Genomic DNA, 20,006 nt, shown 5'->3' with positions numbered 1-20,006 from the left:
ACTTGAAACAGCCAAAAAAATATTTAGAAAACTGTCCGGAAAAGTGTTGACACATCAGATATCCGTCTCTTCAATGACACCGCCTTGAGCTGCAATACGTGCCGCTTTTTTTGATACGGCAATCAGTGCCGGTTCGGCAACTGTGGTACCAAAGCCGAGACAAAAAGCAAATACCAATAACCAAAAGACACTGCCTTTTCGGGCAAAAGCGAAGGCCATGGATTCGCCCACAGGGAAGAGACTCATTTCAAGCCCATAAATAAAAAATGTCAGCCCGACAACCACTAATATTGAACCGACAACAATATCATCCATATTTGGAATGGGTTGTTGGAGAATAAATATTTGAAAAAAAGCAATCACAATGGCAATTGGAGCCAGATCGCGGGCACTGGAGGCAATGGTTCGAGCAAAATGCAGCAGTGGTTTGATCATGAGTTTACAAAAAGTGAGCTTGCCAAGACTAGGGGCAAACATAAATTCAAGAGAAAATAGCAATAATGTGGCGTAAGCAAAATATCTCAACTATATTGGGTTAGTGTGGTATTTAATTCGTATCGTGTATTTGCGAATAGAATTATTGTGAATCGACTGATTTACATAGTGTAATCTATTTTCAAAGATCTGCATGGATCAATCAAGCAAATTTATTAAAAAAAGACTAAAGCTTTAGTTTTAATTACCGATAGAGCTAATGAAGAACATCTATTGAGTAATACATATTGAATAAATTCACATCAGGACGCAAGCAATGAGTGACAGCGCAGAAAATGACGTGGTAGAGGATAGTGAAGGCATCATCACCTTTGACGACACCTTAGACATCACTATGGCTGCCAACTATTTTGAAAAACTCACTGACATGTTAAATCAACATAAATCCATCATGCTTAATGGCGGTGATGTGGATCGCATTGATGGGGCAGGTTTACAGTTGTTGGTGGCTTTTTTTAAGGCAGCAGAATCGCTTCATGTGACGGTGAAATGGCAGGCTTGTTCTGATATTTTAAAAAATAGTGCCAAAATATCGGGATTATCTGGCAGTTTGGCGCTGGACTGACTATCTTTTAATGGTGATACGAGATTTTATGGCGCTATTAAGTAAAGCATCGATCAACCAACCTCATAAAAATATTCAATAGATAACGATTGGAGAACAATAAATGTCCAAATCAATTTTGGCAGTAGATGATTCAACTTCAATGCGACAAATGGTTGCATTTACGCTTAAAGGCGCGGGCTATCAGGTTGAAGAAGCCGCTGACGGGCAGCAGGCCTTGGATATTGCCAAGACCAGAGGCTTTGATATGGTTTTATCGGATGTCAATATGCCGATAATGGATGGTATCGAATTAATACGTAATTTACGCACCTTACCGAGTTATAAATTTACACCGATTTTAATGTTGACCACTGAAGCGGGTACAGAAAAAAAATGGAAGGCAAGCAAGCCGGAGCGACAGGTTGGATCGTTAAGCCATTTAACCCAGAACAATTATTGAACACCGTCAAACGTGTTCTTGGCTAATAGTCTTAGACTTATGCACGACGAGACGTACTAGAATATGTTTTAAAACTGACTTAAACAAACCTGTTTAAGTCAGATATCTTTTTCTATTTTCTTACTTACAGAACTTGGCAAAAAACTTGTCAGGGAGTACATAATGACGATTGATTTATCACAATTTAAACAAACCTTTATCGAAGAAAGTGATGAAGGTCTTGATGTGCTGGAATCCGGCCTATTGGCACTGGATTCTGGCACTGCTGATGAAGAAGTCATACATGCTGTTTTTAGAGCTGCTCACTCCATCAAGGGGGGGGCAGGCACTTTTGGTCTTAATGAAATTGCTAATTTTACCCACGTTATGGAAACTCTTTTGGATGAAATGCGTGATGGACGTCGAGCTATCAGTAAAGAAGGGATCAATGTACTTCTGGACTCTGTTGATGTGCTCAGAGAATTGATGGATGCAGCACGTGATGATGTTGATCCGGAAATGTCACGGGCTAATGAAGTGAAAGGTTTACTGGATGCACTGCTTGCCAGTGGTGCTGAAAGTGACAATACAAAAGCAGAAAGCACTGAAACAGAAAGTGCTGACGAGCTTGTTGCTGCAACTGAGTCTGATGGTCAAACAGCATCCGCTTCATCTGGATGGCATATTAAATTTCATCCTCATGAACATATGTTACGAACCGGAAATGACACCGTTAGAATGTTTAAAGAACTGGCTTCTTTAGGTGACATGGAAAATACGGTGGATTTTTCAGACCTACCAGAACTGGTTCACATGGATCCTGAACTCAGTTATCTAAGCTGGAATATTGCACTGAAAAATAACCCAGAGCAGGGAGACATTGAAAAAGCAACCATAGAAGAAATTTTTGAATGGGTTGACGATGATTGTGATTTATCCATTGAAGCGCTAGTTGAAGATAGTCAGCCTGAGGCAGTTGTTGAAAACAAGCTTGAAACGCAGGTTGAAGAAAAAAAAGAAGAAGCTAAACCAACCCCTGTTACAGATAATGTCACCCCCATTGAAGCACCGCTTGGACAAAAAAAATTAGCCTCTAAAAAGAAAAAAGCAGCCGCTGAAGGTGGTTCAATTCGGGTTGGTACTGATAAAGTTGATACTCTGATTAATATGGTGGGTGAGTTAGTGATTACCCAATCGATGCTGAGCCAGATGGGCGATGAATTTTCCATGGACAAATTGGAAGACTTGCGTGAAGGCTTAGCTCAATTAGAACGAAATACCCGTGAATTGCAAGAAAGCGTCATGCGTATTCGTATGCTACCGATCAGCTTTTCTTTTCAGCGTTTTCCTCGTTTGGTACATGATCTTAGCCAAAAAATGGATAAGAAAATAGAATTGAAAATGACGGGTGAGCAAACTGAATTAGACAAAACCGTCATGGAAAAAATCGGTGATCCTCTAGTGCATTTGGTTAGGAATTCATTAGATCACGGCATTGAATCACCCGAAGTGCGCTTGGCCAACGGAAAAAGTGAAGTGGGTACGATCAACCTGAATGCCTATCATCAGGGTGGCTTCATTATGATCGAAATCATTGACGATGGTGCAGGCTTACCCAAAGATAAATTACTCGCCAAGGCAATAGAAAAAGGCTTAGTGTCGCCCAATGAAACCATCACGGATGAAAAAATATATGACCTGATATTCCATCCTGGATTTTCCACTGCTGATCAAGTCACCGATGTTTCGGGGCGTGGTGTGGGCATGGATGTGGTACGGAAAAACATCAAAGAACTCGGTGGCAATGTCGACGTGAGCACTGAGCCTGGTAAAGGCACAAAATTTACTATTCGCCTGCCATTAACATTGGCTATTCTTGATGGGCAGCTAATCAAAGTCGGTAATGAAACTTATATCATTCCACTGGTTTCAATTATTGAATCATTAGAAATACAAACTGAAAATATCAATACCATTGCGGGTACCACCGAAGTTTATAAAATGCGCGATGAGTATATCCCTCTGGTTAGACTCTATGAGATTTTTGATGTAGAACCACTCACTACTCGCTTACAGGAATGTCTCTTAGTTGTTGTGGAAGGTGATGGTGGCAAGGCTGGAATTTTAGTCGATGATTTATTGAGTCAGCAGCAAGTGGTGATAAAAAGTTTAGAAACTAACTATAAGCGTTTACAAGGAATTTCAGGTGCAACTATTTTGGGTGATGGTACGGTTGCACTCATTCTGGATATGTCTGGTTTGTTAAGTATGGCCAAAGAATTTGAGCCGGAACAAAGTTATGCCAATGGATAAAATAGCAATAACTTCCGATTCAGGAGATATAAATGAGTAATATTCAAGACATTGTGGGTGATTTAGATGCGCTTACTGATGAGAATGCTGACCAATACCTGACCTTTATACTGGCAGGTGAAGAATATGCCATTGATATTTTGCGGGTACAGGAAATAAAGGGCTGGGACAAGGTAACAACCTTACCAAGAACCCCCGACTATTTACAAGGTGTTATTAACTTACGCGGTACCATCGTGCCGATAGTGGATTTAAGAAAACGCTTTAATATGCCCACTATCGTTTATGGTCCAACCACCGTTGTCATTGTGTTAAAAGTTTATGGTGAGGAACATGACAGAATAATGGGTATTATTGTAGATGGTGTATCGGATGTACACAATTTGAAACATGATTCGATTAAACCCGCACCGGAAATAAAAGGTCCGATTGATAGCCGTTTTGTTTCAGGCCTAACCACCATTAACAATAAAATGGTGGTGATGATGGATATAGATGCGCTATTAAATTCAGCAGAATTGATTTCAGAAGAAGATGTTGCTTAAGTACCCTATATTAATAGAGAAAATATGAAAGTGATTGCGGTAATGAATCAAAAAGGTGGTGTAGGAAAAACCACGACGACATTGAATCTCGCCCATGCATTGGCCTTACAGGGTAAAAAAATACTCATGCTGGATATGGATCCTCAAGGGCATTTAGGCAGTTGCTTTGCATTAGATACCGAGATTAATAGCGGTATGGATGAAGTTTTAATGACAGATAAATCCTTAAACGAGGCTATTATCAATGTCAGAGATAATTTATTTCTTGTCCCTGCAGGGGCTCGTTTAGGTGAACTAGAAACACAAAACCAGGGTGCTAATAAAGGCTATCGCTTACATACCGCTTTGGCTGACATGAAGGCCGAAATAGCACAAACAAATGCTGAAATTTATGATTACATTTTAGTGGACTGCCCACCTGCATCAGGATTGTTAGCAATGAATGCAATTTTAAGCTGTGATGAAATGATTGTGCCAGTGACCGGGGACTATCTTGCTTTACAGGGCTTGTCTCGATTGATCAAAGTTGTGAGTCATATTGAAAAAACCTTACAGCGTAGTACGCGCAAATGGTTTGTACTAACACGTTTTCAAAAACAACGTAAATTGGCGAATCAAATCAGAGAAAAAATGGTGAATTATTTTCCTGATCAGGTTTTTGAAACAGCCATTAGAGAAAATGTATCACTGGCAGAATCACCAGGGTTTTCAAAAACAATATTTGAATATAAACCTAAAAGTAACGGAGCTGAAGATTATGAGAATCTGGCTTTAGATTTATTACAGCAGCGTACTTTTCACTGATTTCACTTATTTAAACTTATTTATAACTATTCAGTATATTGAAAAGTCTTACTAGAGTATCCGGTTGAATAGCTTGCCTTTACAGGGTTTTGAAAACAGGATGTTTTCATAAAGCGTCATATGGATGTGCTCGAGCGACCCTGTAAAGGCAAGCTATTTAATCGGGTACGGGAATATACTGAATAGTTACATACATTTAAACTTATCATTACCTAATGATGAAGGCTGATTAAAGCATGGCTAAAAATGATGAACGACTGGGTTTTGATCCACTTGCCTGGATGGGCGATTCGAAAAAATCGCTTACTGAAAAAAATATTGAGAATAAAGCTAATGTTATGTCTAAGCGTGCCGACAAAACCACTAATGACGATGAACTTTCAACGACAGCAAAAACAGTCTTAAAAAAGCAAGCAGTGAAGAAAAAAGTGGTAAGAAAAAAAGCAGTGAAGAAGAAAGCTGCCAGTATTAAAAAGTCAGTAAGAAAAAAATCAGTTTCCACCCCATCAAAAAAAGCGGAATTAAGTATGTTGGATATTATTAGAAATAGCTTCGCGGCATTAGAACCTCAGGCAGAAGACTTAACAAAAACATTTTATGAACGCCTTTTTCTTAAGTTTCCACAAGTAAAGCCTTTGTTTAAGAATACTGACATTAGTAAGCAATCTAAAATGTTACTGGCTGCGCTTAAACTGGTGGTCAACAATCTTGACAAGCCTGATGCACTTGAAAAAGCGCTGGCTAATATGGGACAAAAACACCAGGGCTATGGTGCTTTGCCTGAACACTATCCTGCCGTGGCAGAAACACTATTAGAAGTAATGGCTGAGTATGCAGGCGACATCTGGACAGCAGAAGTGGCACAAGCTTGGACAGATGCTTTAAACCTAGTGGCAGAAAAAATGCTGGCCGCTTATACCGATACATCTCAAACGAACACCGAGGCAGGGACAATGGCAACACCAAAATCAACAACGACATCAGCAGCTTTTAAGCTACAAACATCAATGCTCAATGCGATGACATCGGCAGTGATGACAATTGATCTGGATTTGGTGATCACCTATGTTAATCCGGCAGTTCAGGCTTTGATGAAAGTATCTGAAGCACGTTTAAGGCAGAATTTTCCCAATTTTAGTGCCGATAATTTAGTGGGTGTTTGTATTGATGACTTTCATAAGAATCCAGCCCATCAACGTAAATTATTAAGCGACCCTACTAACTTACCCTATAATGGTATGGTGGATTTAGGCGATGTACAATTTGAGTTGAATGTGACCCCAATGTTTGACGAGCAGGGAAAATTTGTCGGTGCTTGTCAGGAATGGAAAAATATCACCGATATTCTTATCAATGAAACTGAAGTCGCGAGACTTAGTGCTGCTATAGGCGGTTCTGAAACAGCAACCATGATTGCCGATCAAGATTTGAGAATTGTGTATATGAATGATGCAGTGACTGATCTATTAAGAAATCGAGAAAAAGAATTAGCGAAGATAATGACCGGTTTTAAGGTTGATAAATTAATTGGCACTTGTATTGATGATTTCCACCAAAACCCAGCACATCAAAGAGAATTGCTCTCTGATATGTCAAGATTACCCTACCGAACTGAAATTCAAGTGCTGGATCTACACTTTGCCTTGAATGTCATTGGCATTACCGATAAAGACGGTAAATATATGGGCAACTCCGTTGAGTGGCGTGACATTACAGAAGAAAAAAATGCCCAAATACAAATAGATGCACTGATACAATCTGCCTCCAGAGGTGAATTGAGCCAACGTTTGCAAACGGATCAATTTGAAGGCTTTATGAAAGATCTGAGTACGGGCATGAATACCATGCTGGATGAAATTGTCCGCCCGATTCATGGTGTGGCCGAAGTGATTAAAGCCTTGGAAGAAGGTAACTTAGTGAAGCGCATGGATGGTGAATACAGCGGAGAGTTTGCCTCATTACAAGAAACCATGAATCAATCTATGGATAATTTATTGAAGATGGTTTCAGAAATTCGTGGCTCTTCCAGTCATATTTCATCGGCAGCCAATGAAATTTCTCAAGGTAATACCGACTTAAGCCAGCGTACTGAACAGCAGGCATCTTCCTTGGAAGAAACGGCTTCGAGTATGGAAGAATTAACCTCGACAGTGAAACAAAATGCTGATAACTCACGTCAGGCCAATCAATTGGCTGCCGGTGCAAGGGATCAGGCGCAGGATGGTGGACAGGTCATTGAATCAACCATTTCAGCCATGGAAGAGATTAATGCCTCCAGTAAGAAAATAGAAGATATTATTGGTGTCATTGATGAGATTGCTTTTCAGACAAACCTATTAGCACTGAATGCCGCTGTTGAGGCGGCCAGAGCGGGTGAACAAGGGCGTGGTTTTGCAGTGGTGGCCTCCGAAGTGAGAAGTTTGGCACAACGCAGTGCCGCAGCCGCTAAAGAAATTAAGGCGCTGATTAAAGACAGTGTCGAGAAGGTCGATGAAGGCACACGCTTAGTTGATGAGTCAGGAAAAACCCTGGGTGAAATTGTTAACTCTGTGCGTAAGGTGAGTGATATTATTGCCGAGATTGCTGCCGCCAGTGGTGAACAGTCTGCCGGTATTGAACAAGTTAATCAGGCCATTACAAGCCTGGATGAAGTCACCCAGCAAAATGCTGCACTGGTAGAAGAAGCCGCCGCAGCTAGTGAGTCGATGGATGATCAGGCTAAGTCCCTTGATGAGATGATGAGCTTTTTTGAAACAGGAGAAGGCGGCGCAGAAGCTGTTCGAGCTGCGCCCGCGAGCCGACCTGTTGCAAGTGCAGCCCGTCCAGCAGTAGCACCAAAGCCAAAACCCGCTGCAGTACAAACGCCTAATACTGCGAGTGGTGATTCTGAATGGGAAGAGTTTTAGGCAGAAATTCAGTATGGGGTGTCAATAGGCAGCATAATGAGTTTAGTAAAAAAAGAATTTGAATTCACTGACAAGCATTTTAACCATATCCGTGACATTGTCACTGAGCACTCGGGCATTGTATTGTCAGATGCTAAACGTGATATGGTTTACTCCCGCTTAGTCAGACGCTTACGTAAAACGGGCCTGAGTAATTTTGATGATTATTGCCGTTTACTTGAAGATCAGGATCACGAAGAGTTTACCCATTTCTCCAATGCGATTACCACCAATCTCACCTCTTTCTTCAGAGAAAATCATCATTTTGAAATGCTGGCAGAGAGTGCTTTACCTGATCTAATGAAGCGTAACAAAGCCAGTAAAACCATACGTGTTTGGTCTGCTGGATGTTCTACTGGTATGGAAACCTATTCTATTGCTATGGTGTTAAAAGAAGTAATTCCAGACAAACTGGGCTGGGATGTCAAAATATTAGCCACCGACTTAGATACCAATGTGCTAGAAACCGCTGCCAATGGTATTTATAAGCTTGATAGTGTCACGGGTGTAACTGATGCACGGATGGCTCGCTGGTTTATGCAAGGGCGTGGTGACAATGCCCAGATGCTCAAAGTATCAAAAGAATTGCGCGAGATGATCAGCTTTAAACCGCTTAATTTACTCAATGCATTTCCCTTTAAAGGCCCATTCGATATTATTTTTTGTCGTAATGTGGTGATTTATTTTGATAAAGCCACACAAAAAGTGCTCTTTGATAAATTTGCCAACATCCATGCCCATGAAGCTTATCTTTTTATCGGTCATTCAGAAACGCTTTATAATGTGACCGACCGCTATAAACTAATTCGTAATACTGTTTATAAAAAACTCAATTAAAGTCTTCTGTTATAAGGCAATTCAAATTATTATCCTTTATATTTTAAATTATCCAATGAAATAGGGATATTTCTCAGCAGAAATTTATTTTTCGTCTAAAATTATAGTCAATATCGGTTTAGAAAAAATTATCGAAGTATTTATTATAAAACCTAATTGCTTACTTACAATATGAGTCTATGACAGAATTATCCGCCTTTAGCCATCGCAATAAAGTCCCACCGGATCCATTAAATGGTTTTGAAGGGATTAATCGCTATTGGGATAAATTACATGATTCCTTTGCCGCAAAAATAATGCCCGGTGAATACTATGTCACGATCAAAGATGAAGTGATTGTGACGGTGTTAGGTTCTTGTGTGTCTGCTTGCATACGCGACAGAGTTTTTGGTGTCGGGGGCATGAATCACTTTATGTTGCCTCATACTCAAGAAGATGTTGCCTATCATATTGATGCTGGCCCCTCTACAACTGCTTCGCGCTATGGTTCTTATGCCATGGAAATGCTCATTAATGATATTTTAAAAAATGGTGGTCGTAAAGAAAACCTGGAAGTAAAAATATTTGGTGGTGGAAAAATTCTCAGGAATATGACCGATGTAGGCATACGTAATATTCAATTTGTAGAAGAATATATTATGACGGAGGCAATTCCGTTATTAGCCGAAGATACCGGTGATATATATCCACGAAAAGTAGTATTTCATCCCCATAGTGGTAAAGTAAAAATAAAGAAACTACGCTCTTTGCATAATGATACCCTGATAAAACGTGAAGAAGCCTATAAGAATTCTATTGACGAGAAACCTTCGACTGGCGATATTGAACTGTTTTAGCTATACCTTTTTATTGACAGACAAGTAAGATTGGAACAACTCCTAGATGAAGAAAAAAATAAAAGTACTCATTATTGATGATTCAGCATTAATCAGACAATTATTACAAGAAATTCTCAGTAAAGATCCGGCCATAGAAGTCGTAGGCACTGCCTCCGACCCTCTAATAGCAAGAGATAAAATCAAGCAACTATTACCAGATGTTTTGACACTCGATATTGAGATGCCAAAAATGGATGGCATTACTTTTTTAAAAAACTTAATGCGCTTGCGTCCTATGCCTGTAGTGATGATTTCAACACTGACTGAAGCAGGCGCCGATGTCACTCTGGAAGCACTGGAAATAGGTGCTATTGATTTTATTTCTAAACCTAAAGTTGATGTCTCAGAAAAACTGCAGGAATATGCCAGTGACATTATCAATAAAATAAAAATCGCCTCAGTCGCGAGAGTGAGAAGTTACTCGCCTGATGACGGTGTCACATCGGTGACTGAGAAACACTCAGCAGATGTTATTTTGGCTAAAGATTCCAAAAGTGTAAAAAATGCCAGGAAATTTTCTGCGAATAATGAAACCATCATTGCCATCGGCTCTTCCACAGGCGGTACAGAGGCTATTAAAGAAGTCTTAATAAAGATGCCAGCCAATGCGCCAGCCATTGTCATCAGTCAGCACATTCCAGCAGCCTTTAGTGCGCCCTTTGCCAAACGCATGAATGGCTCAACGGCTATGACCGTGTATGAAGCAAAGGATGGTCAGCAGATATTACCCGGTTGTGTCTATATTGCGCCAGGTAGTTACCATTTGCTTGTTGAAAAAAGTGGCTCACGCTATGTTTGCCGTTTAAATGATGGCCCTAAAGTGAATCGCCACAAACCTTCGGTGGACGTGATGTTCCGCTCAGTGTGTCAGAATGTGGGGCCTAATGCGGTGGCAGCCATTCTTACCGGGATGGGGGATGATGGTGCTCGCGGTATGAAAGAAATGCATGAAATAGGTTCATCAACTATTGCTCAGGATGAAAAAACCTCGGTGGTTTGGGGTATGCCGGGTGAGGCTGTGAAGCATGGCGGTGTTGATCATATTTTGCCCTTAGATCAAATTGCCGATAAGCTTCTGGCGCTTTGTGAATAAAGTGTGCTTTGGCAAATCAGCATTAAAAATTTAGCGCTTAATTAAAATGTTTAGCAGGGAGTAAAAAATGTCAGTATCGAGTTCAGTGAATGGAAATGCAGTCAATATTAGTATTATCGGGCGCTTTGACTTTAGTTGTCATAAAGAGTTTCGTGAAGCGTATCGTAACACGCCTTCAGGAAGTGATAATGAATACACGATTGATATGGCGGCAACAGAATATGTTGATAGTTCGGCCTTGGGAATGATGCTTTTGCTACGCGAACATGCAGGCAGTGACAGCTCCAATGTGACCATTAAAGGCTGTCGAAATGAAGTCAAAGATATCTTGTTGGTTTCAAATTTTGATAAATTATTCAAAATTTCCTAACAAAAAAACAGATTGATGTTTAAACAATGCCTTAATTGCTGGCGAATTAAAAATTAATGAAAATACTAATAGTAGATGATGATACGACCAATCGTATGGTTTTATCCGCTTTTCTAAAAAAAGATGGTTATACGGTGGTCGCTGCTGAAAATGGCGCTGAAGCGGTTGAAGTATTCCAATCTGAAGAGCCTGATTTGATTTTAATGGATGTCATGATGCCTGTCATGGATGGCTATGAAGCGACGCAAAAAATCAAATCAATGACCATTGATAAATTTATCCCCATCATTTTCTTAACCGCGATGTCCGATGAAAATGCATTGAGTCGTTGTGTTGAAGTCGGTGGCGATGACTTTTTAACGAAGCCTTATAATCGTATAATCCTTAAAGCAAAAATTGATGCATTAGAAAGAGTGAGTCAATTATACAATACGGTGTTCCAACAGAAACGTGTACTGGTGGCGCACCAGGAACATGAAATCAAAGAACAGGAAGTGGCGAGAAAAGTGTTTGATAGCATTTTAAACCCTGGGTGTTTAAATGCGGACAATATTCAATTACACCTCTCACCCATGTCATTATTCAATGGTGATGTGGTACTTGCAGCTATTAAGCCGACGGGTGGTTTGCATATACTTTTTGGCGATTTTACCGGCCATGGTTTAGCCGCTTCATTAGGTGCATTACCCTTGTCAGATGTTTTTTATAGCATGACGGCAAAAGGCTACTCAATTAATATTGTAGCGAGAGAAATCAATCACAAACTGAATCAACAATTACCCACGGGTATGTTCCTAGCCGCCTGTCTAGTTGAAATCGACAGCAATAATAAAGTCTTAAAATATTGGAATGGTGCGATACCCGGTGCTTTTTTACATAAGGGTGACTCGATAGTTGAATTAAAATCAAAAAATTTACCCATGGGTATACTCGGTGACTCAAGCTTTAGTGATAAAGTTGACATTATTGAGTTGCATGACAACGACAGAATTGTTTTAAGTACGGATGGTATTCTGGAGGCTGAAAATCGTGAGGGAAAAATGTTTGGCTCAAAACGCTTTGAAGCCTGCTTACACTATGATTTAGATGATGCAATTACAGAAGAGAATGATGAGGGGTTATTTCAACATATTCTTAATACGTTAGATGAATTCACCGAAGAACAAGCACAAACAGATGATGTGACTTTGGGTGTTTTTACCTGTGATATGGATTATATTAATCAACTAGCGCCACAAAAAGGGGCTTACAAGAAGTTTGTCCCAACCCATTGGAAATTCGACTTACATTTCTATTATGACGCCATCAAAGTCATTGATCCCGTACCATTAATCAATCAGATCATGGCTGAAATTCAGGGCCACCAAATTCAACAAGACAAATTGAGTATGGTGCTAACGGAGCTATTTTGTAATTCTTTAGATCATGGCTTGTTAAAACTTGATTCAAACATTAAGTCAACTCCCGAAGGATTCATGCAATTTTATGCTGATAAAGAATCACGCTTAGAAGCGCTTAATAGTGGTTCAATCGCTATTTCAGTCAGTAATAAGCCCAATGAAACGGGCGGTGAATTGACCATTATCTTTGAAGATAGTGGTAATGGTTTTGATGTGAAAAAAATGCAGGAAAAAGACAATCTGAAAATTTTAGAGAATGATGAAATTAAATTTTCTGGTCGTGGCTTATCGTTAATTAAAAATTATTGCAGTTCAGTTAACTATAATGATGCGGGAAATTGTATTGAATGTATTTATTCATGGACCAATGTTGATGAACGCTAAAAACGTGAGAGAAAAGTGTTCACGTGATAATTTGTCAATAATACTTAAATAGATGGAATAATTATGTCAGTTGATCTTAATACTTTAAATGAATTAAAAGAGCTAATGGAAGATGATTTTGATGAGCTGATTACGGTGTTTATTGCTGATGGTCAAACGCAGATTGACAAACTAAAAACAGCAATTGATACTTTTAACATAGAGGAAACACGACGTATTGCTCATACCCTAAAAGGCAGTAGTGCAAACCTCGGAGTTAATGTTTTATCGGAAAGTTGTCGCGTTTTAGAACATAAAGCATCTGAAGGTTCTCTGGAAGATGCCATTAATGATTTAGAAAAAATTATTAGTGACTATGATGTTGCAAAAAAAGTATTAAAAGATAATTTTTAGCTTGTTTTTTTTAATATTTTTTGCTTTTTTTTGCAGGTAAATTTGTAACTATATGATTTGCAGTATATAATTACATGTTCCATAATCGTTGAGGTGTTTTATCATGGCTGTAAAGAAAAAAGTTGCAATAAAAAAGAAAGCTAGAGCAAAAGTTGCTAAGCCTAAAATAGCTAAGGCAAAAGCCGCTGTAAATAATAAAACAGTCGCTAGAAAGAAAAAAAGAAAAGTAGTCGTTAAAAAGAAAGCTGCAAAAACTACAGTCGTTGTTGCAAGCGCTACTTTAACGAAAGAACATACTCAAGCAATTTCAGCAGCTGATAAAGCATCTATTGCATTAAGCAAAGCAATCAGTGCTGTTAGCGCCGCTACGGATAAAGCAAAAGCAGCTATTGCAAAAGCAGCACAAACAAAACGCCCTGCACAAAAAAATGCAGCGGTTAAAGCTAAAGCACGTGTTGTTGCATTAAAAGCAAAACAAAAAGAAGCGGCTGGGAAATTAACTGCACAATACGCTGCGGTTAAAGGTCATGAAGCAATGGCTGCTGAAATGGCAAAGATGATTGCATTGAAAGATAAAGCCATTGCTGTATTTGCAGCGAAATGGGAAAAAGATTACTTAAGAAAATTAGCGGCCAAACAAAAAGCACAAGCTAGAAACAAAGTTGCTGCGGCGAGAGCCAGAAAAAAAGCAGCAATAGCAAAAAAGAAAGCGGCTAAAACTTCTAGTTAAATTTCTTTTAAACGCTAAAGACAAAAAAGGGTTAAGCAGATGCTTAACCCTTTTTTTTGTGATTTTTCTTAGCGATTAATTCATTGCCAATTTTGACATTGCTTTTAATAAAGCTTTTTGAGCAAAAAACTTTTCCTCTGTTTCATCAATTTGAATCAGATTATATTGGCCTTTCTGATCCAATATCCAAGCTTGCGAATTATCTTCCAAGTGTATTTGCAACTCTTCAAATAAACGTTTCTTGAGCTTTTTCTCTTCGATAGGAAAACACGCTTCCACGCGCTTAAAAAAGTTACGGTTCATCCAGTCAGCACTACTCAATAATAACACCGCAGAGTCGAGACTTGTTTTTGGGTCAAATTTGTCGTCGGTGCTTTGTGCATTTTGAAAATAAAAAATTCGAGTATGTTCCAGAAAACGACCAATAATAGAACGGACGGTAATATTCTCGGATACATCTTTAATGCCTGGGCGTAAACAACAGACGCCGCGAATGATTAAATCAATTTTTATTCCAGCCTGAGATGCTTCATAGAGTTTAGAGATGATCTGTGGCTCAACCAATGAATTCATCTTCACAATAATACGTGCAGGCTTGCCCACTTTGATATGATCAATTTCACGTTGAATATAATCCATCATCGTGCCGTGTAAAGTAAAAGGGGATTGTAATAATTTTTTTAGTTTTACAATCTTACCTAGGCCTGTTAATTGTAAAAATAACTTATGCACATCTTCGGTCATTGTGGGATCGGAGGTCAGTAAACCATAATCCGTATACAAACGGGCAGTGCCCGCATGATAGTTGCCTGTTCCGAGGTGTGCATAGCGACGAATACTTTGTCCTTCACGGCGAATAATCAAGAGCATTTTGGCATGGGTCTTTAAGCCAACGATACCATAAACCACGTGCGCACCGGCTTTTTGTAAAACTGTGGCCAGACCAATGTTGGCTGCTTCATCAAAGCGTGCGCGTAGTTCGATAACAACCGTGACTTCTTTGCCTGCTTTGGCTGCATCAACCAGTGCTTTAACAATGGCAGAATCGCTACCCGTGCGGTAGAGGGTCTGTTTAATGGCGAGTACTTTAGGATCATTGGCTGATTGCTGTAATAGCTTGACGATGGGTGTGAAGGACTCATAGGGGTGGTGTAAGAGAATATCATTTTGGCGAATACTCTCAAATAAATTGCTATTCTTTAAGGCTGAGGGCTTGCCCGGTGAGAAAAACGGGAATCTCAGCGCCGGTTTGTTGACCAATGAATAAACTTCTTTAAGGCGTTCCAAATTGACCGGCCCATTGACCTGATATAAATCATCCCAGCTGAGATTTACTTGTTTGAGTAAATATTCAATCATATTCTGCGGGCAGTTATCGGCTACTTCCAAGCGTACAGCATCACCGAAGCGGCGCTGTGGTAGTTCGCCTTTTAGGGCTCTGAGTAAATCATCAACCTCTTCATCATCAACAAATAATTCACTATTACGCGTAACCCGAAATTGATAGCATCCGGTTGCCTTCATACCTGGAAACATCATGCTGACATGGGTGTGAATAATGGAGGAGAGAAAGATAAATTCATGCTCACAGGTGGCAATATCATCAGGAAAGCTAACTATGCGGGGTAGGGAACGAGGGGCTTGTACCACCGCTAAGCCACTATCCCGCCCAAAGGCATCTTTGCCTTCGAGTGAAACGATAAAGTTTAAACTTTTGTTCATGACTTTAGGAAAGGGGTGTGCCGGATCTAAACCCAAGGGACTAATAACCGGGAGTAATTGATTTTCAAAATATTCTTTCACCCATTTGGCCTGTTCTTCATTCCAGGATTCACGTCGGGTAAAACGCACATCGATTTCTTCAAAGCCGGGCAATATAATTTCATGCAGCACTCGGTATTGTTCTTTGACTAACTCCTGTGCGGTTAAACCGATATTTTTCATCACTTCTTCTGGCGTCATATTATCAGCACCGGAAGCGGGAATATTCAAATTAATTTGTTGCTTAACGCCTGCTGCCCGCACCTCAAAAAACTCATCGAGATTAGAACTTGAAATACATAAATACAATAAACGTTCCAGAAAAGGAATGTCTTCATTTTTTGCAAGATCCAGTACCCGGCGATTAAACTCTAATAAGCTGAGTTCACGATTGATAAAATATTCCGGATTTTTTAAATTAATTTCATCGTCATCAGAGTTTAATGCGGTAATTGTATGTGGAGACATTGTAGTAAAAGCCTATGGTATTTTTAAAAAAATTTAATCGAGTGCCAAGGAAAACTTAATGGTTTTAAGATAATCTGCTTCTTGTTGTAAATCGACCAATGTTAAAGGATGCAGTTCAAAAAAGTCATTAGGAAAATATAAAGTGATTGCTTGTTCTGTGGCGATTGCTTTTATTTCTGGTAAGGCATTTTCACTGCGATCCCGGTGTAATAAAATACTCAAGCGTAAGAGTATGGCCAAATAAGTGACGGATTGCTTGCAGCCCTTCGTCAGTGTTTTAAAATCCTGTTTAGGAAATTTTCTGCGCTGGGCACGAATGAGTAAGGCTAGACGGTGTTGTTCCTGGCGAGAGAAACCGGGTAGATCTGAATTTTCAATAATATAAGCACCATGCTTATGGTATTGGTTGTGGGCAATGGATAGGCCGACTTCATGTAGGCTGGCAATCCATTTTAAGGTTTGTTCACTGGAAAATTGTTGTATGCCCCATTGTTCCTGAACTTGCTGGTATAAATGATTTAGCGTGTTTTTGACTTCTAAAGCCTGTCGAGTATCCACATGGTATTGTTTGAGTAAATGATTGATGGTGCGTTGACGTACATCTTCGTGGCTTAAACGTCCTTGCAGGTCGTAGATTACACCTTCACGCAAGGCACTATCAGACACATTCATGGCAGTGATTTTTAATACTTTAAAGGCTGCGTAGAGTACCGCGACACCACCACAGAAAATAGCCTGTCGTTCAATGTTAAGTCCTTCGATTTCCAATGAGTCGATAGACTCCTGGCCGATCATTTCTTTAATCAGCCATTTTAAACCCTTGGTGGTAATTCCTGGATAGGCTTCGGTGGTTTCTTTGCTGTCATGATGGGCGCGGAGGACTTTGCCAATGGCTTTAATGGTACCGGATGCACCAGTTGCATAAGTCCAGCCGACATTGCGATAGGTGTTTTTTATGGTTTGTAATTCCAGACGAGCATAAAGTTCGGCAATTTTAAAATTATTCTCACTGAGTTTGCCATCGGCAAAAGCTTTGATGGTCATACTGACACAGCCCATGTGTAAACTTTCGGTATAGCTGGGACTAAAGCCCTGACCAATAATAAATTCTGTACTACCACCACCAATATCAATGACTAAACGGTTTTCACTATTGTCTGATTGACTATGGGCAACGCCTAAATAAATGAGTCGTGCTTCTTCTCGTCCGGCGACAACTTCGATGGAATGATTAAGGTATTTTTCTGCCTGCGCAATAAATTTTGCACCATTTTTTGCTTTACGCAAGGTGTTGGTGCCGACGATACGGATATTTTGTGGTGGAATATTTTTTAAGCGTTGGCCAAAACGGGCCAGACAGTCCAAGCCTATTTGTTGTGCTTCTTTAGAAAGCTTGCCTTTATCATTTAAACCAGAAGCGAGTCTGACCATTTCTTTCATACGATCAATAATAAGCAGTTGATCATTTTTTAATTCGGCAACAATTAAATGAAAGCTATTGGAGCCTAAATCGATGGCGGCAAAAATTTCTTTTTGCACTTCAGAGGGATTGTTGTCTATCAAGTTGTTAGTGCTCTGAGCTAGGGGGGCTAAGTCCCCATTTAGTTAATAAGATTGACTCTAATACGGTAATTAGCGTCCTGATTTGAATAGCGTTTGGTGGAATGTAATGTCCCACTACTCTGCTCATTAATTTGATTACTGGCACCGCCTAAATAAATCCATTCGCACAATCGGCCAGAAACAATGGTTTCCATTGAGCGGGTATCAATACGACCGGGGTATTCACGGTTCATGGAGCGATTTTTAGGACGAACTTTTAAAGTCACTTGTTCGCCGTTGAGTAGGGGAAAAACTTCAAAGCCCGAAGTGACATCCGCAAATTGCACTGAGTTTTGTCCATAGCCATAACCAGAGCCATAAGGATAGGGTGAGCGATTGTAATAGGGCACTTGCTGACCTGTTTGTATAAATGCCCAACGACCTTCTGTCGTGCGGACTTTAAAATTGTTGGGATTATTTCGGGTATTACTACGGCGAGTATGAGTGGTTTTTATGACCGAACCATCTTTAGTATAACGAATAGAAGCATTGGGTTGCTCATGGGCTGGAGCCCGGTTTTTAATAACGGTATTATTACCGATTTTTATACGCCCTTCGATACTGTCTTGTTGATAGTTGCCACCACCATCCAATGAACTAGCGACTTCAATTAATAGATTGCGTGATGGCCTGTCTAATTCTTTGAGCAGTTGTTCAATTTCATTTAAAATGGCAACGGGTGCTTTGACGATTAAAGTATTATTTTTAGCACTAAAGCGTGCTTGATTGCCATATAAGGGCGCAATGGTGTCGATTAGGCCTTGGGCATGTTGTTGAGTCTGAAAGGTTCTAAAATTAGATTCAGCCCATGATGGGGCTGTGATTAGGAGTAGCGACGAAATTAAAATTAAAGTTTGTGTCGTGATAGTGAACCACTTTAATTTGATTTTGATCATTTTAATACCTTTAATCGCTTCTTTACCTGTGCTTCATTTTAGCACAAAAATTACAGACTTAAACGGCGTAATGAGCTGTCGATCACACCGCGCTCCCAGAGTTCAGTAAATTGCTCTTCCAGATAGCGTGCTTTGAGTGGTTCATAAAAATTACCATAGGCTTCATAACGCTCCGGATTGTTTTGCACAATATAAGCTTGATCATCAATGATAATAAAATTGTCTAAGCGATCTTTATGTTCTTTGGCGGTAATTTTTAGCTTGATGTGGCTGCTGAGGCGTTGTGCCAGTGTTAATAGTCGATGACTTCGTTGAGTCATTGGACGAGCATCCTGAACAAGGATATTAATATAGGTACGCTGACTAGCAATAGCGAGTGTTTTAATCGCCTCATAGAGTGCATCGTTATCAAATAAATGCTGATCCAGGGCATGACTGAAGATAAGAATTCGATGCTTGGCCTGTTGGCTCATGCCGAGGATTAATTGTTGCAGTTCATCCCTGAGTTGCACATCAATCAATTCATTTGTTTCACCTAAAATATAATTGCTGAGATCCATCTTTGTTATCCTTAGATATTTAATGCCAGTGTCATTTCCCGATGCGCAATACCGGCATCTAAAAATTCATCACTAGTGATTTTAAAATCGGCTTGGGTATAAAATTCCATGACATAGACTTGCGCATTTAAAATGATTTTTTGTACCTGCTTTTTTCTGCATTGCTCGATACAGCATTGCAATATTTGACTACCGATACCTTGTCCACGCCAGTCGGATAATACCGCCATTCGACCTATGTGAGCATGGGAGTCAGTGAACAAAATTCGAGCGCTGCCAATGGCCTGTTGATTATTCTCTTCAATGGCAATAATATGCAGGGCTTGTTCATCCAAACCATCCCACTCTAATTTGACGGGGACTTTCTGCTCTTGAATAAACACGGTTTCACGAATGTGTTGTAATTGTTCTTGATGGCTTTGCCAGTTGACTGGGGTGATAGAAATTGGCGGCTGTAATTGACTGCTTGTCATAAGAAGTCTCAATTGCTATGTTGATTAAAAAATACTGGTTAGCAATAATAGAAGGGATAGTGTTCATTCTATT

Annotated in this window: 17 protein-coding genes and 2 pseudogenes; 13 read left to right on the top strand and 6 right to left on the bottom strand. The window is 39.8% G+C overall.

Translation table 11 applies throughout. The annotated features are described in order from the left end of the window. Positions 1-60 precede the first annotated feature (60 nt). Positions 61-435: pseudogene (locus tag JEU79_RS15630) on the bottom strand (DUF1538 family protein); the annotation flags it as partial. A 316-nt stretch (positions 436-751) separates the two neighbouring features. Between JEU79_RS15630 and JEU79_RS15625 the strand changes: the two are divergent. From JEU79_RS15625 to JEU79_RS15565, 13 genes and pseudogenes are all read left to right on the top strand, one after another. Continuing rightward, a complete protein-coding gene (locus JEU79_RS15625) occupies positions 752-1,060 on the top strand; it encodes an STAS domain-containing protein (protein WP_198264856.1) in 309 nt (102 codons plus the stop codon). A gap of 103 nt (positions 1,061-1,163) precedes the next feature. Continuing rightward, a pseudogene (locus JEU79_RS15620) lies at positions 1,164-1,528 on the top strand (response regulator). Positions 1,529-1,664: 136 nt separating this feature from the next. Continuing rightward, positions 1,665-3,794: a chemotaxis protein CheA gene (locus tag JEU79_RS15615; protein WP_198264855.1), complete on the top strand. Its 2,130-nt coding sequence runs from the start codon at positions 1,665-1,667 to the stop codon at positions 3,792-3,794. 32 nt (positions 3,795-3,826) lie between these two features. After that, complete coding sequence (locus JEU79_RS15610; protein ID WP_198264854.1) at positions 3,827-4,339, top strand: chemotaxis protein CheW; 513 nt, start codon at positions 3,827-3,829, stop codon at positions 4,337-4,339. A 24-nt stretch (positions 4,340-4,363) separates the two neighbouring features. Then, positions 4,364-5,143 carry a ParA family protein gene (locus tag JEU79_RS15605; protein WP_198264853.1) on the top strand — a complete coding sequence of 260 codons (780 nt, stop codon included), beginning with the start codon at positions 4,364-4,366 and terminating at the stop codon, positions 5,141-5,143. A gap of 236 nt (positions 5,144-5,379) precedes the next feature. After that, complete coding sequence (locus tag JEU79_RS27520) at positions 5,380-8,049, top strand: methyl-accepting chemotaxis protein (protein WP_198264852.1); 2,670 nt, start codon at positions 5,380-5,382, stop codon at positions 8,047-8,049. A gap of 36 nt (positions 8,050-8,085) precedes the next feature. Further along, positions 8,086-8,925: a CheR family methyltransferase gene (locus tag JEU79_RS15595; RefSeq protein ID WP_198264851.1), complete on the top strand. Its 840-nt coding sequence runs from the start codon at positions 8,086-8,088 to the stop codon at positions 8,923-8,925. 179 nt (positions 8,926-9,104) lie between these two features. Next, the gene (cheD, locus tag JEU79_RS15590; protein WP_198264850.1) at positions 9,105-9,761 is read left to right on the top strand and encodes a chemoreceptor glutamine deamidase CheD; all 657 of its coding nucleotides are present in this window, start codon (positions 9,105-9,107) and stop codon (positions 9,759-9,761) included. Positions 9,762-9,807: 46 nt separating this feature from the next. Continuing rightward, a complete protein-coding gene (locus JEU79_RS15585) occupies positions 9,808-10,896 on the top strand; it encodes a protein-glutamate methylesterase/protein-glutamine glutaminase (protein ID WP_198264849.1) in 1,089 nt (362 codons plus the stop codon). 67 nt (positions 10,897-10,963) lie between these two features. Next, positions 10,964-11,266 carry an STAS domain-containing protein gene (locus JEU79_RS15580; protein WP_198264848.1) on the top strand — a complete coding sequence of 101 codons (303 nt, stop codon included), beginning with the start codon at positions 10,964-10,966 and terminating at the stop codon, positions 11,264-11,266. A 56-nt stretch (positions 11,267-11,322) separates the two neighbouring features. After that, positions 11,323-13,050, top strand: a complete 1,728-nt coding sequence (locus tag JEU79_RS15575; protein ID WP_198264847.1) for an ATP-binding SpoIIE family protein phosphatase — start codon at positions 11,323-11,325, stop codon at positions 13,048-13,050. 63 nt (positions 13,051-13,113) lie between these two features. Next, positions 13,114-13,443 carry an Hpt domain-containing protein gene (locus JEU79_RS15570; protein WP_198264846.1) on the top strand — a complete coding sequence of 110 codons (330 nt, stop codon included), beginning with the start codon at positions 13,114-13,116 and terminating at the stop codon, positions 13,441-13,443. A 103-nt stretch (positions 13,444-13,546) separates the two neighbouring features. Beyond that, on the top strand, positions 13,547-14,173 hold the full coding sequence (locus JEU79_RS15565; RefSeq protein WP_198264845.1) for a hypothetical protein: 627 nt from the start codon (positions 13,547-13,549) through the stop codon (positions 14,171-14,173). Positions 14,174-14,248: 75 nt separating this feature from the next. On the opposite strand, the gene ppk1 is transcribed toward JEU79_RS15565, so the two are convergent. The 5 genes from ppk1 to JEU79_RS15540 all read right to left on the bottom strand — a co-directional run bounded on the left by ppk1 (position 14,249) and on the right by JEU79_RS15540 (position 19,933). Beyond that, positions 14,249-16,402 carry a polyphosphate kinase 1 gene (gene ppk1 / locus JEU79_RS15560; RefSeq protein ID WP_198264844.1) on the bottom strand — a complete coding sequence of 718 codons (2,154 nt, stop codon included), beginning with the start codon at positions 16,400-16,402 and terminating at the stop codon, positions 14,249-14,251. Between the two features lie 33 nt (positions 16,403-16,435). Further along, a complete protein-coding gene (gene ppx, locus JEU79_RS15555; RefSeq protein WP_198264843.1) occupies positions 16,436-17,941 on the bottom strand; it encodes an exopolyphosphatase in 1,506 nt (501 codons plus the stop codon). 62 nt (positions 17,942-18,003) lie between these two features. Then, positions 18,004-18,900 carry a hypothetical protein gene (locus JEU79_RS15550; protein WP_198264842.1) on the bottom strand — a complete coding sequence of 299 codons (897 nt, stop codon included), beginning with the start codon at positions 18,898-18,900 and terminating at the stop codon, positions 18,004-18,006. 50 nt (positions 18,901-18,950) lie between these two features. After that, positions 18,951-19,460, bottom strand: a complete 510-nt coding sequence (locus JEU79_RS15545; protein ID WP_198264841.1) for a DUF7931 domain-containing protein — start codon at positions 19,458-19,460, stop codon at positions 18,951-18,953. Between the two features lie 11 nt (positions 19,461-19,471). Continuing rightward, complete coding sequence (locus tag JEU79_RS15540) at positions 19,472-19,933, bottom strand: GNAT family N-acetyltransferase (RefSeq protein WP_198264840.1); 462 nt, start codon at positions 19,931-19,933, stop codon at positions 19,472-19,474. Positions 19,934-20,006 lie beyond the last annotated feature (73 nt).

This window comes from sulfur-oxidizing endosymbiont of Gigantopelta aegis (assembly GCF_016097415.1).
Lineage (GTDB): Bacteria > Pseudomonadota > Gammaproteobacteria > GRL18 > GRL18 > GRL18.
The sequence above is the reverse complement of the archived record's forward strand: the minus strand, read 5'-3'. Positions and strand labels throughout refer to the sequence as shown.